This window comes from Klebsiella sp. R390 (genome assembly GCF_051131745.1).
In the GTDB taxonomy this organism is placed as follows: domain Bacteria; phylum Pseudomonadota; class Gammaproteobacteria; order Enterobacterales; family Enterobacteriaceae; genus Klebsiella.
Window position 1 is genome coordinate 2,974,841 of the sequence record NZ_CP180445.1, and the last position, 14,994, is coordinate 2,989,834.

Here is a 14,994-nt window from a genome sequence, read left to right on the forward strand (position 1 = left end):
AGGTATCAGTGTATCAGTGGAGAACCCAGTTGCGCGTCAGCCGTTCACTAACAATTAAACAAATGGCGATGGTCGCGGGCGTGTCCATGGCATTTGTATTGGTCTTCTGCTCTATTTTGCTGTTTCACTTTGTGCAACAGAATCGCTTTTCGACGGCCACGCACTTAGAAAGTATCGCTCGTGCGGTTCGTGAACCGCTGTCTTCGGCCATCCTGAAGGGGGATATTCCGGAAGCGGAAACCATCCTCAGCCGTATTCAGCCTGCTGGCATTGTCAGCCGGGCCGATGTGGTGTTGCCGAATCAATTCCAGGCGCTGCGGATGCGCTTTATCCCCGAACGTCCGGTGCCGGTGACCATCACCCGTATTTTCGAACTGCCAATCCAGATCTCGCTCCCGGTCTATTCGCTGGAAAGACCGGCTAACCCACAGCCGATTGCCTACCTGGTGCTGCAGGCTGATTCCTGGCAGACCTACAAATTCATCATGAGCGTGCTCTCTACGTTAGTGACCGCTTACTTCCTTTTGGTGCTCATCCTGACGGTCGCCATTACATGGTGTATCAACCGCCTGATAGTGCGCCCGCTGCGCAAAATTGCGCGCGAACTCAATGAAGTCGCGCAGCAGGACCGGCTGGGGCATCAGTTAACGCTGCCGCGGTTGCACCACGATGATGAGCTGGGCCTGCTGGTGCGCAGCTATAACCGCAACCAGCAAACCCTGCTGCGTCAGCACGACGAGCTGGCATTGCAATCCACCCGTTTCCCGGTGTCCGACCTGCCCAATAAAGCCTTCTTGATGGCACTACTTGAGCAGACGGTGGCCCGACCGCAAACCTCAGCCCTGCTGGTGATTGCCTGTGAAACCCTGCAGGACACGGCTGGAGTGCTGAAAGAGACCCAGCGCGAGATCCTGCTGCTGACGCTGGTGGAAAAACTGCGCGGTATTATCCCGCCGCGGATGGTGCTGACCCAAATCAGCGGTTATGACTTTGCGATTCTGGCCCAGGGAATGAGCGAGCCCTGGCATGCGGTGACATTAAGTAAGCAAGTGCTCACTGTTATTAATGAACGGCTGCCGCTGCACGGTATCCAGCTGCGCCCTTGTGCCAGCGTAGGGATTGCGATGTTCAATGGCGAACTGACGGCGGAGCAACTCTACCGCCGGGCATTTTCCGCCGCCGTTGCCGCGCGGCATAAAGGGAAAAACCAGATTGAGTTTTTCGATCCCGCCCAGATGGAAAAAGCCCAGCGCCGGCTGATGGAAGAGCACGATATCCTGGCAGCACTGGATAACCATCAATTTGCTATCTGGCTTCAGCCGCAGGTGAATACCGCCAGCGGCGAGGTCTGTGGGGCGAAAGTGCTGTTGCGCCAGCATCAGGCCGATGGCAGCTGGTCGCTGCCGCCAGGCCTGCTTGAGCGCATCGACGCCTGCGGCCTGACGGTGCCGGTGGGCTACTGGGTGCTGGAAGCCGCCTGTCGCCAGCTCGCCGCGTGGCAAAGTGCGGGCATGATGTTGCCGCTGTCGGTGAGCGTCTCGCTCCTGCAGCTGCTGCATCATGACCGCGGCGCCGAAATGCTGACGTTACTCGAACGCTACCGTATTGCGCCGGGTACGCTGATCCTCGAGATTACCGACAGCCGTCGTCTGGATGACCCACAGATGGTGGTTTCGCTGCTGCGCCCGCTGCGTGATGCCGGCGTGCGTATCGCGATGGATGATTTTGGTATGGGGTACGCCGGGCTGCGTCAGCTTCAGCACCTGAAATCGCTGCCGGTCGACATTCTGAAAATCGATAAGGTATTTATTGATATGTTGCCCGAGGACACCAGCATGGTCCCGGCAATTATCCAGCTGGCGCGCGGCCTGAATCTGCGCATTGTCGCCGAAGGGGTCGAAAAGCAAGAGCAGTACCTTTGGTTGCAGACATCCGGTGTCGATGTTGTTCAGGGGGCACTTTCCGGCGATGCGGTGGCGCAGGAGACGTTTACCGCGCAGTATCTCCGTCAGGGTGAAGAGGGTGCAAGTTTGTAAAACCAGAGTAAACTTGTGCGTGTCAGTTCAAAGTTTTTAACAATTCCGTTGCATTATTGCGGTTAGTTATTTCTGAAATGTTTCCTTGGTGTTACTTTTAGGCCACAGACGCCATATGACCCCTCAATGTCTGTGGTTATACCTAAGGACACCCTATGAAAACCTCTCTGTTCAAAAGCCTCTATGTGCAGGTTTTGTCTGCCATCGCGATCGGTATTCTGTTGGGCCATTTCTACCCGGAACTTGGCGCGCAGATGAAACCCCTTGGCGACGCCTTCGTTAAACTGATTAAAATGGTGATCGCCCCGGTTATCTTCTGTACGGTCGTGACAGGGATTGCCGGGATGGAAAGCATGAAGGCCGTTGGCCGCACCGGTGCGGTGGCGCTGCTTTACTTTGAAGTAGTGAGTACCATCGCGCTGATTATCGGGCTGATCATTGTTAACGTTGTGCAACCCGGCGCGGGGATGAACGTCGACCCGGCTACGCTCGATGCACATGCTGTGGCGGTCTACGCCGAGCAGGCCAAAGAACAGGGGATTGTCGCCTTCCTGCTGGATATCATTCCCGGCAGCGTGATTGGCGCGTTTGCCAGTGGGAACATCCTGCAGGTGCTGATGTTTGCGGTGCTGTTCGGCTTTGCGTTGCATCGCCTCGGCAGCAAGGGGCAGCTCATTTTCAACGTCATTGAGAGCTTCTCGCAGGTGATCTTTGGCATCATCAATATGATCATGCGCCTGGCGCCGATCGGTGCCTTCGGGGCGATGGCCTTTACCATCGGTAAATATGGCGTGGGCTCCCTGGTGCAACTGGGGCAGCTGATCATCTGCTTCTACATCACCTGTATTCTCTTTGTGGTGGTGGTACTGGGTTCTATCGCCCGGATAACCGGCTTCAGCATCTTCAAATTTATCCGCTATATCCGCGAAGAACTGCTGATTGTTCTCGGGACTTCGTCGTCTGAATCGGCATTGCCGCGCATGCTGGATAAAATGGAAAAGCTGGGCTGTCGTAAATCGGTGGTCGGCCTGGTCATTCCAACCGGCTACTCCTTTAACCTTGATGGTACCTCGATCTATCTGACGATGGCGGCGGTCTTTATTGCCCAGGCGACCAACAGCCATATGGATATCTTCCATCAAATCACCCTGCTGGTGGTGCTGCTGCTCTCCTCTAAAGGGGCGGCGGGCGTGACGGGAAGTGGCTTTATCGTACTGGCGGCGACGATTTCGGCGGTGGGCCATTTACCGGTTGCCGGTCTGGCGCTGATTCTCGGGATTGACCGCTTTATGTCAGAAGCGCGTGCGCTGACCAACCTGGTGGGTAACGGCGTTGCAACCGTTGTGGTGGCAAAATGGGTCAAAGAGCTGGACACCCAACAGCTGGATGATGTCCTGAATAACCGTACGCCAGCGAACAAATCGCACGAATTATCCTCTTAAATCCTTCTGTTAAGCCCGTTGTCCTTGCTGGACTCCGGGCTCCTGCGCATAATTAGGCATCCTTCCCCGGCAGCGGGGGACGATGCCTTATGTTTATTTTACGTCTCCGTGTGACATTTTCATCTCCACGTGGTCTAAACGACGTACTTTGCTCACTCTCTTTTTGGCGACCCGCGAGCGGGTTGCTTTTGTAACCAGGAATGTTCATCAGGGGTTCACATGCAGGGCACAAAAATTCGACTGTTAACGGGTGGTTTGCTGATGATGGCAGCGGCCGGTTATGTGCAAGCAGAAGCGCTCCAGCCGGACCCGGCCTGGCAACAGGGGACTCTCGCCAACGGACTCCAGTGGCAGGTTTTAGCCACTCCGCAGCGTCCCAGCGATCGTATTGAAGTCCGTCTGTTCGTGAATATTGGCTCGCTGAGTGAAAGCACTCAGCAGAGCGGCTTCACCCGCTTTATCCCGCGGCTGGCGTTGACACAAAGCGGCAGTCTGCCGACTATGCAGGCGCGCTCGTTGTGGCAGCAAAGCATCGATCCTAATCGTCCTATGCCGCCGGCGCTGGTCTCGTATAGCTACACCATGTTTAATCTCAGCCTGCCAAACAACCGAAACGACCTGCTCAAAGAGGCGTTAAACTGGCTCTCCGATGCCAGCGGTAAACTGGTGATCACGCCGGAATCGGTGAATCACGCCCTGCAGGGTGATGATATGGTGGCGACCTGGCCGCTTGACACCAAAGATGGCTGGTGGCGCTATCGCCTGAAAGGCTCCACGATGCTCGGCCATGACCCGGCCGCACCGCTCAAACAGCCTGTCGATACGGCGCAGCTGAAGGCGTTTTATAAGAAGTGGTACACCCCGGACGCTATGACGCTGATCGTGGTGGGGAACGTCGATAGCCGCAGCGTGGCGGAGCAAATCAATAAAACCTTCGGTGAGCTGCAGGGCAAGCGCGAAACACCGGCAGCGGTGCCGACGCTGGCGCCGTTGCCGACGACACCGGTTAGTATCATGAGCAACTCGGTGCGTCAGGATAAGCTGTCGATCATGTGGGATTCACCGTGGCAGCCGATCCGTGATTCGGTTGCGCTGCAACGCTACTGGCGCGATGACCTGGCGCGTGAGGCGCTGTTCTGGCATGTTCAGCAGAGCCTGAGTCGTGGCAACGTCAAAGATGTGAACCTTGGTTTCGACTGCCGGGTGCTCTATCAGCGCGCGCAGTGCGCCATCAATATCGAATCACCGGGTAATAAACTCAACGCTAACCTGAGCGCGGTCTCTCGTGAGCTGGCGAAGGTCCGTGATAACGGCCTGCCGGAAGAAGAGTTTGATGCCCTGATCGCCCAGAAAAATCTGGAGCTGCAGAAACTGTTTGCCACCTATGCGCGTACCGACACCGATATCCTGATTAGCCAACGTACGCGTTCGCTGCAAAATCAGGTGGTAGATATCGCGCCGGAGCAGTATCAGAAACTGCGTCAGGAGTTCCTTGATTCGCTGACCGTCGACATGCTGAACCAGTATCTGCGTCAGCAGCTGTCGCAGGATATGGCGCTGGTATTGCAGCAGCCGCAGGGCGAACCGGAATACGACATGAAGGATCTGAAAGCGACGTGGGAACGGTTGATGATGCCGCCTCCGGCTGCGACAACCAGCGCGGACAGCGCCGGGGAAGCGCATAGCGAGGTCACGGATATTCCACCGGCACAGTAATGTCTCCGCAGGCCCGGGAGAGGTTTCCCGGGCCACATGCAATATCACATATGCAACATCACAGGTAGCCCTGGCTAACCCAGCGCGACCGGGGAGTATCCCCGAATCGCACCATGCGCGTCCGTGAGTTACAGCGGCATCGCTTCACGTGGGATAATCGCCCCACGATACTGAATCACCGTGCTGGCGGTCAGGTGCCCACGTCTGGCAGCTGACTCGGCATCGCCACCGGTCAGGCGTACCGCCAGATAACCGGCGCTGAAGGAATCCCCGGCCGCCGTGGTATCCACCACCTGCTCTTTTGGCAGCTTCACGGCCGGTACGTCCAGCAGCGGTTGACCCGCAACGGCCACCAGGCAGGAATCCGCCCCGCGTTTTACCACGACTTCGCTCACGCCTGCGGCCTGCGTCCGGGCAATCACTTCATCAACCGGCTTTTCACCCCACAACGCATCTTCATCATCCAGCGTCAGGAAGGCGATATCGGTGCAGGTCAGCATTTGCTGGTAGACCTGCTGTGTCTCTTCCTTGCTGGCCCACAGACGCGGACGGTAGTTATTGTCAAAAATGACCTTGCCACCGTTAGCGCGGCATTCGCACAGCAGGGTCAGCAGTTTCTCACGGCTGGTCGGGCTGAGGATCGCCAGGCTGATCCCGCTGAGATAGAGGTAATCAAAGGTTGCCAGCTCTTCGCAGATGGCGGCGGAGTGCTCACTCTCCAGCCAGAATTTCGCGGCGGCTTCGTTGCGCCAGTAGTAAAAGGTACGCTCGCCGGTATCGTCGGTTTCGATGTAGTACAGCCCCGGCAGGCGGTCAGCCATGCGCTGAATCAGGTCAGTCTGCACGTTCTCCTGCTGCCAGGCGTCAAGCATCTGTTGGCTGAATGCATCCGTACCTAACGCGGTCACGTAGTGTACGGCGAGATCGCTGGCATCGGTCTGACGCGCAATATAGACGGAAGTGTTTAAGGTATCGCCGCCAAATCCGCGGTTTACCGCCGCGTGTTTCTCTGACAGCTCAATCATACATTCGCCAATGACGGCAATTTTTTTAGACATAGTCATGACCTGAGATGGAATCGAATTTAACGCTAGTGTGCGCTGTGCCGTTTTTATGGTCAATTATATTAAAACAATGTTCCATTATTTTTTTGACCTGACGCGCGTAATGTGACGAAAAACGCATTTGTCAGTGCAATATGGCGATCCTGACAGGGTTGTTCATCGACGGGAGATGCAGGTAAAAGCCGCCATGGTGGGGAGCAACGGGGGAAGACGTGAGCTGGAGTGAGAATGTGCTGCCCGACGACATGCGCCGGGCAGCAGGGGATTACAGTGACTGGTGGCGCGTTTCGTGGGTTAACAGCAGTGCGATCAGCGTCAGTCCGGCCATCGCCGCGAGGTAGATGCCTACCGCCGTCAGACCATAGTGACCCTGCAACCAGGCCGCAATGTACGGTGCAACGGAGGCGCCGAGAATCGACGACACGTTATAGGAGAACGAGGCACCGGTGTAGCGGACTTCGGTCGGGAACAGCTCCGGCAGCAGGGCGCCCATCGGGCCAAACGTCAGCCCCATCAGGCTTAAGCCCAACAGCAGGAAGGCAAAGACGAGAATCGGTTCGCCGGAACCCAGCAGCGGTTTAAAGGCGAACAGCGCGAAGAGGATAATCATCGAGGTAATGACGATCATGCTCTTACGACGCCCAAACGCATCAGCCAGCAGGCCGGCAACCGGCACCATCACGCCGAAACCAATCACCGCCATCATCAACATCCACAGCACTTCATTACGCGGCAGGCCAAGGCCGACCGGCGCCGCGCCGGTGCTAAACGTCATGGAATAGACGGTCATGATATAGAACAGGGTGTAGGTAGCCAGCATGATGAAGGTGCCCAGCACGGTCACGCGCACATGCTTGGTCAGCAGGGTACCCAGCGGGATTTTGACCTGTTTCTTCGCCGCGGCGATTTTGGCGAAGACCGGCGTTTCATGCAGCGAAACACGGACATACAGCCCAATAATGACCAACACGGCGGAGAAGATGAACGGCACGCGCCAGCCCCATTCCATAAACTGCTGGTCGGTCAGCAGCCAGGAGAGCAGCAGGAAGGTACCGTTGGCAAAGAAGAAGCCGATAGGCGCGCCCAGCTGTGGGAAAGAGCCGTACAGCGCACGTTTACGCGGCGGGGCGTTTTCGGTCGCCAGTAGCGCAGCGCCTCCCCACTCACCGCCGAGGCCCAGACCCTGACCAAAACGCGCCAGCGCCAGCAGCATCGGTGCCAGAATGCCAATGCTCTCGTAGCCAGGCAGCAGGCCGATAATGACCGTGGAAATCCCCATGGTCAGCAGAGAGGCTACCAGCGTGACTTTACGCCCGACGCGATCGCCGAAGTGGCCGAACAGCGCGGAACCAATCGGACGAGCGACGAAGGCAATGGCGAATGTCGCCAGCGACTGGAGCGTCGCGGCAGCAGGATCGCCCTGCGGGAAGAAAATATGCGGGAATACGATCACCGCGGCGGTGGCATAGATATAAAAGTCGAAGAACTCAATGGCGGTACCGATGAGTGACGCGACGACGACCTTGTTGCGCGAGTTAACCGGTGCGGTTTCCTGCGAGTTGTCGAGTGTGGTGGCTGTGGCTTGCATAAATCTTTCTTATTTTTTGCGGACGAAAGGTCATATAGCCACAGCAAAAGGGACATTTCAATCTGTAACAGAGCCTGCCGGAGGCTAAAAAACAGGCAAAAAGCGGATAATTTTTACGCCAGAAAAATAACTTCTATGAAACACTTAACACAAATAAAAAAATAGCAGATAAAACCAGTTTTAAGTTAAATAAAAGTTACACGTTGGATTTATCTGCTGAAATGATGAATCGGACTGAATTTTGCGTCTTTACTCAGTCCGATGGTATCGCTAATCGTGAGTTTTTCCCGGCATCCGCCGGTCATCTTTGTACTCGGCGGTGGCAATCCAGGCCGCACAGAACAACGTCAGGCGGGCGAAGAAATAGAAGAAGGCCATCAGTCCCAGCACCGAACCAAATGCCGCGCCGGACGGCGATTTCACGAGGGCAGGCAGCGTCCAGGTCATGATCATCTTGATGATCTCAAAGCCGATGGCCGCAATCAGGGTGCCGCGAATCAGCGCTTTACGCCGTGGGCGGTGGCGCGGCAGACGCCAGAAGATCCAGAAAAACAGCAGATAGTTAGCGAAGATAGAAATGGCGAGGCCGATCAGCCGCCAGGCTGGTTTTAACCACTCGATATAATCGAGATACAGCGCCGAGATAATCATCTGCTGCGCTGAACCGGCCACGGAGGTGATCGACAGCGTGACGACCAGCGCCACCAGCAGGCCAATCAGCGAGATAAAATCACGGAAGTATTTCACCCAAATTTTTTCCTGGTCCTGCGGCGTGCGCTCCCACACGTCGCGCGACTGGGCGCGAATGGCCTCACGCAGGTTACCCATCCAGTTGATCCCGGAGTACAGCGCCACCAGCAGACCGACCAGTCCGACGGCGGTACGCTGCTGCACGGCGGTATTAATGGTGTTTTTCAGGGTTGCCGCCAGGGTGGGATCGCTGACGTTGAGCAGAATTTTATCGAAAATATCCTGCAGCAGCGTTGGGTGCCAGGCCAGAACAAAACCGGCAGCGGCGAAGGAGACCATCAGAATGGGGATCATCGACAAGAACGAGAAGTAGGTGATGGCCGCACCGAACTGGTTGCCCATGCGGTCATTGAAGCGTTCGGCGGCACGCAGCAGGTGCGCAATAATCGGGTTGCGCTGCACCTTCCCGGCGGTCCCGGTCACGCTCTTCAACGCCTGATTGGCCTTCTGTGCCACGGCGGAATCGTTGATGGCGGCCAGCTTACTTTTGCTTTTTTCTGGCGACTGGCCCGGCTCCTGGGGTGGGCGTTTACTGTCGTTTTCCGGTGTCATTCGTTATTTCTTCCTTTTTTTACAACGAGGTTCTACAAAATTATACCCTAAATAATTCGAGTTGCTTGTAGGCGGCAAGACCGTAAATCCCCAAGAGCTTACTCAAGTAAGTGACTGGGGTGACAAATCTGTCTGGAACAGATTTGAACGCTGCAAGCAGCGGCCCTGATAAGGGTGAGGCTCATGGATGAGCCGAATAACGGTTACAGCCAACACCCAGGCAACTTGAAGTATGACGGGTATATATACGTAAAACCTGCGAGGGGCTTGCCTTGCACCCAATCCGGCACCGTCAGACCACAGCATAAAGCGCTGTGGCGCTTAATCGACGTACTCTTTCATGACGCCCCCCAGCCACTCCATAAACAGGTGCACCCGCCGGGAAAGGTTGCGGCGGTGAGGGTAGATCAGCGACACCTGCAAGGGCTCTGCGCGATACTGCGGCAGAATTTCAATCAGCTCGCCGGTGCGTAACGTCTCACGCACGCCGGTGCGCGGAACCTGAATAATCCCCAGGCCTGCCAGACAGGCGGCCTGATAAGTTTCGGTGCTGTTGACGGTGAGCACCCCGCCGGTTTTCACCCAGCGGACCACGCCGTCACCCACCACTTCAAACCCCATCGGCCGCGCGCCGGGGGTACTCGCATAGTGGATCAGGGCATGATCGGCCAGATCCTCGAGCGTGGTCGGGTAACCGAAGCGCGATAAGTATTGCGGGCTGGCGCAGTTAATTTGTGTCAGCTTGCCCAACGGGCGGGCGACCAGGCCGGAATCTTTCAGGGTACCGACGCGCACCACGCAATCAAAACCTTCGCGAATCACGTCCACCAGCCGGTCGCTGCTGCTGAGCTCCAGCTCAATCCCCGGGTACTGCTGCAAAAACGCCGGCAGGCGCGGGATAATCAGCTTTTTGGCCACCCCGACCGGCATATCTACCCGCAGGCGGCCGCTGATGCTGGAGGGATCGTGCTGAAACATGCCGTCCAGCTCGTCGAGATTGCTCAGCAGGTCTTTGGCGCGCTCGTAGTAGACCATGCCATCCTGTGTGAGCTGTACCCGGCGCGTGGTGCGGTGCAGCAGGCGGACGCCAAGGTGGTTTTCCAGCGCCTGAATCTGGCGCGAGACACTGCCTTTCGGCAGGCCCAGGGTATCGGCGGCGCGAGAAAAACTCTCCAGTTCTGCCACCCGAATGAACAGCTGCATTGCGTGAATTTTATCCATGCCGATACTCTATTGTTGTCGTAATTGAAACAGTAAAACGTAATTTAGCGTATTTATTGATTTATTTGCAGGTAATAAGCTCTGTAACCAGACAAACGTAACTGAGAAGGGGTTTTCTGATGACACAACGTATTGCTTTAGTGACCGGTGGCAGCCGTGGACTGGGAAAAAATGCAGCGCTGAAGCTGGCGGCGAAGGGAACCGACATTATTCTCACATACCACAGTAACCAGCAGGCTGCGCTGGAAGTGGTGCAGGAAATTGAACAAAAAGGGGTAAAAGCGGCGGCATTAGCGCTAAACGTCGGTGATACGGCGAGCTTCGAAAGCTTTGCGCAAAATGTGGCGGATGTGCTGAAGCAACAGTGGCAGCGTGACACCTTTGATTATTTATTGAACAACGCCGGTATAGGGTTAAACGTCCCCTTTGCCGAGACCAGCGAAGCGCAGTTTGATGAGCTGATGAATATCCAGTTTAAAGGCCCGTTCTTCCTGACCCAGCGCCTGCTGCCGCTGATCGCGGATAAGGGACGCATTCTCAATGTCTCAAGCGGGCTGGCCCGTTTTGCCCTACCGGGTTATTCCGCCTATGCCGCGATGAAAGGGGCGATGGAGGTGCTGACCCGCTATCAGGCGAAGGAGCTTGGGGCGCGCGGTATTTCGGTGAACATTATTGCCCCTGGCGCGATAGAGACCGATTTTGGCGGCGGTGCGGTACGTGATAATGCGCAGCTTAATCAGCATATTGCGGCGCAGACCGCCCTCGGACGGGTCGGTTTACCGGACGATATTGGTGATGCTATTGCCGCGCTGTTGAGTGACGACCTGGGATGGATGAACGCCCAGCGCGTGGAGGTTTCCGGCGGGATGTTCCTGTAATCACGGCCAGTGTGGCTGAGAGGCGCCCGGAGCTGGGCTGGCGGCGGCGTGGAGCCGCCGTTCATTCCGGCGGATGGTAATCGCGGCGCAGCAGGCCAAACAGCCAGTCATTGTGCCAGCGGCCGTTCAGCCAGTAGCATTCGCGCAGCTCGCCTTCCTGCAGGAAGCCCATCTTCTGGAGCAGGTTGCGTGAGGCAATGTTTCCGACGGTGACGGTGGCGGTCAGGCGCCGTATACCGCCGGTGTGAAAGGCGAAATCACTGAGGGCACGCAGGGATTCATAGCCATAACCGCGACCCTGCGCCGTGGGGGTAAATAAAAACCCGACTTCCGCGCAATCGCCCTCCAGGTGCCGGTAACCGGTCAGGCCCAAGGGTACGCCGGTTTCCAGATTGCGCACGACCAGACATAACCACTGCTTTGCGCCTGGTGACCACGGTGGAATGCGTGAATCAAAGGCCTCCCGGATTTCTGACAGCGGGCGCGTATCGGCGATATAGAGCATCACCTGCGGATCCCGCTGCAGCGTGAGAAAAAAAGACCAGTCTTCCAGCTTCAGCGGTGAGCAGTGCAGTCGTGGCGTAATCAGTTCGGTCATACAACGATTCCTGCGGGGAGTTGTTGTATGACGATAACAGGAGCTGAGCGGGCCGAATAGCACCTGGTTATAAGGGTTCGCCGTAAAGCCCGATCAGCCGGCGCACCACGCCGTTGGTCCAGCCAAAGCCATCCTGCAACGGATATTCGCCACCGCCACCGGCATGGGGAACGCTGCTGGCAATATGGTATTTCTCAATCAGCTTATGGTGCTGCTTGTAGAAATGGTTCACAGTGCGCAGCCAGTTGTGGGCGATTTCGTCGCCGAGCGCGTCCTGGCCATACATTTTAAAGCCCTGCACCGCCATCCATTGCAACGGCGCCCAGCCGTTAGGCTTATCCCACTGCTCACCGCTGTCGTACTCGGTGGCCATAATCCCACCGGGGGTTAACAGGCGGGCGCGGACCGCCGCGGCCAACCGGTTCGCCTGTTCGTGGGTGGCCATCCCGACATACAGCGCCACGATGCTGGCGGCGGAAAACAGCGCCAGCTGCTCACGTCGCCAGTCGTAGTCGCGGAAGCAACCGCTCTCCTCGTCCCACAGATAGCGGTTTACCGCGGCCCGACGCTCGCTGGCCTTGTGGCGGAAAGCGGCTTCCGCCTCCCGGTCGCCATTGAGTCCGCTAAGATTGGCGATGGTGTTTTCCAGTTTGAACAAGAACGCGTTCAAATCGATAGGGATGAACTGGGTGGTGCGGATGCTCGCCAGCCGGGTCATTTCGCGTAGCCAGCGGCTGGAATAGTCCCAACCGGAAGCGGCACCGGCGCGCAGATCGCGATAGACCTCATTGGCCGGGCGTCCGGAGTGCCTTGCGGTTTCGACATCTTCTCGCCAGGATTCATCGCGCGGCGTATCCCGGTCGTCCCAGTAGCGGTTCAGCAGCGAGCCGTCCGGCATACGCACCACATGGCGATAGGCCTGGTTGGGGATTAATGATTCGGCGCCGTCCATCCAGAACTGGTACTCCAGCTTCAGATGATCGAGATAACGCCGCGCGCCGCGCACGCCATCTTCCTCAAACAGCTCCACCATCAGGGCAAAGACCGGCGGCTGCGAGCGGCTGAGATAATAGGTGCGGTTGCCGTTGGGGATATGCCCGTAGGTCTCGATCATCCAGGCAAAGTTATCCGCCATGCATTTCAGCAGGTCCTCGCGGCCGCTTTCCGCCAGCCCCAGCATGGTGAAATAGGAGTCCCAGTAGTAGGTTTCGCTAAAACGCCCGCCGGGCACGATATAGGACTGCGGCAGCGCCAGCAGCGACGACCAGGGAATATGGTCCTGCGGCTCGCGGGTGAGGAACGGCCAAAGGTGATCGATATGCTCTTTCAGCGATCGATCTGGATCGGAGATGTAATCTTCCGCCCGATGATCCGGCAGCCAGAAGTGATCTTCGACGAACTGTCGCAGATCGAACCCCGGCACCTGCTTTTGCCGACGATAGGCGATCAAAATATCCAGCGGATCCTGCCTGGGCGCGCAGTCGGGGAAGGTTTTGCTGTCGGCAAAGATGCGCGAGCGCTGAACGTGGGTAAACAGCTCCAGATAACGGTCGGCGGGCGTCAGGGCATCCGAGGCCGGAAAGCCTTCGATGATCTCCGGCTCCGGTTCAGCATCGAACATTTCATCCAGTTTTAACTCATACGGATCGACGCCGTAGCGCAGTTCGTCTTCGATCGGTAGCGCGTTGCCATTATCGTTGCGTAATGTCTGGCTGGACATAGTGATACGGACCTCCGGATCGCGTCAGTTCAGGACGCCGGGCCTCTCCCGGCCTGATTAATAAGCGTAGTCATTCGCTTCGGTGTTCGGGAGAAAAACTGTGCGTCGCGTCACAGTTATCAGCGCGAGAAGGCAACGATGATTTTATAGTTTACTGATTTTAAAGATAAAATATTCGCAATGGCGCCACCGTAAGCATCCGGCTGCGGCGCCATCGTTTTTGCAACAAAATCTAATTATGGCGAATGGAATGGGGAAATCAGTCCCAGGCCGCCTCCAGCATCTCCAGCAGCTGTTCGCTATCGAGGCGTGCTGGGTTGGCTTTCATTGATGAAGAGCTGCTGGCGGCCAGCGCCGCGGGTTCCAGGGCCTCGTGCGGCACTCCCAGATCGCGCAGATTCCCTAGCCCGGCGCGACGGCTCCAGTCGCGCAGGCTATCCCAGGCCGTCTCCGCCTCGATGTTCAAGCCGTCGGCCAGCCACTGCCGGACCTCGGCAAAGCGCCCGAGTATGACCGGATCGTTAATCTGCGACTCATTGAGCGCAAGCCCGTAAGGCAGCAGGCTGCCGCAGAGCGCACCGTGTGAGGCAGGACTCAGGCCACCCAAAGGGCCAGCCAGCCCGTGGATCACGCCAAGCCCGGCATTGGCCAGCGCCAGGCCTCCGCACAGGCTGACCCAGGCCATCTCATCGCGGCTGTCCGGACACTCTTTTGTCATCAGCGTATTGAGCGCCCCGATCCCCCGCGGAATGGCCGCCCGGCACAGCGCATCGGTAAAGGGATTCGCCCGGGTACACAGCCAGGGTTCGATGAGCTGGGTAATGGCGTCAAGGCCGGAGCCGAGCGTCACCGCGCGCGGGGCGTTATCGGTGAGCGCCGGGTCGACAATCGCCAGGTCCGGTAGCATACGGTCGTCGCGCAGGCTGACTTTGCGCTGCTGCTGCGTGACGTTAATCACCGCATTCTTCGTCACTTCCGCGCCGGTGCCGGCGGTGGTTGGGATCGCAACAAACGGCAGCGGCTGCGCTTCTAATTGCCGCCCGTTGCCCACCACTTCCAGATAATCAATCACCGGCCCGGATGCTGGCACCAGCGCGGCAATGGCTTTCCCCGCGTCGATTACCGCGCCGCCGCCGAGGCTAACCACCGCGCCGATGCCCTGTTCACGCGCCAGACGTACTCCCTGTTCGATATCTTCCAGGCATGGTTCTCGGGTGACGGACAGGGTCACAACGTGGATTGCGTGGGCATGGAGGGCGTCGAGTAAAAACTGCGCCCGCTGCGGGCTGGCGCCGTGGATCAGGAGGACCTGTGCGGTATGCTGCGCCAGCCAGGGGGCGGCGCTCCCGGCAAGACCGCGACCAAAACGGATATTGCCCGGCGTTAAAACGTTAAACGGAGTCAGCATGGCGGGTTCCTGTGTCAGCAA

The 14,994-nt window shown here is 57.5% G+C and carries 11 protein-coding genes; 4 read left to right on the forward strand and 7 right to left on the reverse strand.

The window, feature by feature from the left end; translation table 11 throughout:
- Positions 1-29: 29 nt before the first annotated feature.
- The 3 genes from ACMYSP_RS13780 to ACMYSP_RS13790 all read left to right on the forward strand — a co-directional run bounded on the left by ACMYSP_RS13780 (position 30) and on the right by ACMYSP_RS13790 (position 5,194).
- A complete protein-coding gene (locus ACMYSP_RS13780) occupies positions 30-2,036 on the forward strand; it encodes a sensor domain-containing phosphodiesterase (protein ID WP_434587095.1) in 2,007 nt (668 codons plus the stop codon).
- A gap of 155 nt (positions 2,037-2,191) precedes the next feature.
- Positions 2,192-3,478 carry a dicarboxylate/amino acid:cation symporter gene (locus tag ACMYSP_RS13785; protein WP_154144294.1) on the forward strand — a complete coding sequence of 429 codons (1,287 nt, stop codon included), beginning with the start codon at positions 2,192-2,194 and terminating at the stop codon, positions 3,476-3,478.
- A gap of 219 nt (positions 3,479-3,697) precedes the next feature.
- Positions 3,698-5,194 carry a M16 family metallopeptidase gene (locus ACMYSP_RS13790; RefSeq protein WP_434582614.1) on the forward strand — a complete coding sequence of 499 codons (1,497 nt, stop codon included), beginning with the start codon at positions 3,698-3,700 and terminating at the stop codon, positions 5,192-5,194.
- Positions 5,195-5,322: 128 nt separating this feature from the next.
- Here the strand turns inward: ACMYSP_RS13790 and ACMYSP_RS13795 are convergent, their stop codons facing one another.
- The 4 genes from ACMYSP_RS13795 to ACMYSP_RS13810 all read right to left on the reverse strand — a co-directional run bounded on the left by ACMYSP_RS13795 (position 5,323) and on the right by ACMYSP_RS13810 (position 10,369).
- Positions 5,323-6,252: a sugar kinase gene (locus ACMYSP_RS13795; protein WP_434582615.1), complete on the reverse strand. Its 930-nt coding sequence runs from the start codon at positions 6,250-6,252 to the stop codon at positions 5,323-5,325.
- Positions 6,253-6,523: 271 nt separating this feature from the next.
- Positions 6,524-7,846, reverse strand: a complete 1,323-nt coding sequence (locus ACMYSP_RS13800) for an MFS transporter (RefSeq protein ID WP_434582616.1) — start codon at positions 7,844-7,846, stop codon at positions 6,524-6,526.
- Positions 7,847-8,116: 270 nt separating this feature from the next.
- Entirely contained in the window at positions 8,117-9,148 is a 1,032-nt protein-coding gene (gene yhjD / locus ACMYSP_RS13805; protein ID WP_434582617.1) for an inner membrane protein YhjD, read from the reverse strand.
- 321 nt (positions 9,149-9,469) lie between these two features.
- Positions 9,470-10,369: a LysR family transcriptional regulator gene (locus ACMYSP_RS13810; protein ID WP_434582618.1), complete on the reverse strand. Its 900-nt coding sequence runs from the start codon at positions 10,367-10,369 to the stop codon at positions 9,470-9,472.
- Positions 10,370-10,488: 119 nt separating this feature from the next.
- Here ACMYSP_RS13810 and ACMYSP_RS13815 point away from each other — a divergent pair, with 119 nt between their 5' ends.
- Positions 10,489-11,247, forward strand: a complete 759-nt coding sequence (locus ACMYSP_RS13815; protein WP_434582619.1) for an SDR family NAD(P)-dependent oxidoreductase — start codon at positions 10,489-10,491, stop codon at positions 11,245-11,247.
- A 61-nt stretch (positions 11,248-11,308) separates the two neighbouring features.
- Here ACMYSP_RS13815 and ACMYSP_RS13820 read toward each other — a convergent pair whose 3' ends face one another.
- From ACMYSP_RS13820 to ACMYSP_RS13830, 3 genes are all read right to left on the reverse strand, one after another.
- On the reverse strand, positions 11,309-11,845 hold the full coding sequence (locus ACMYSP_RS13820) for a GNAT family N-acetyltransferase (RefSeq protein ID WP_434582620.1): 537 nt from the start codon (positions 11,843-11,845) through the stop codon (positions 11,309-11,311).
- A 67-nt stretch (positions 11,846-11,912) separates the two neighbouring features.
- Entirely contained in the window at positions 11,913-13,565 is a 1,653-nt protein-coding gene (locus ACMYSP_RS13825) for an alpha,alpha-trehalase (protein WP_434582621.1), read from the reverse strand.
- 259 nt (positions 13,566-13,824) lie between these two features.
- Positions 13,825-14,973 (reverse strand): iron-containing alcohol dehydrogenase, encoded by a 1,149-nt coding sequence (locus ACMYSP_RS13830; RefSeq protein ID WP_434582622.1) that lies wholly within the window; start codon positions 14,971-14,973, stop codon positions 13,825-13,827.
- Positions 14,974-14,994 lie beyond the last annotated feature (21 nt).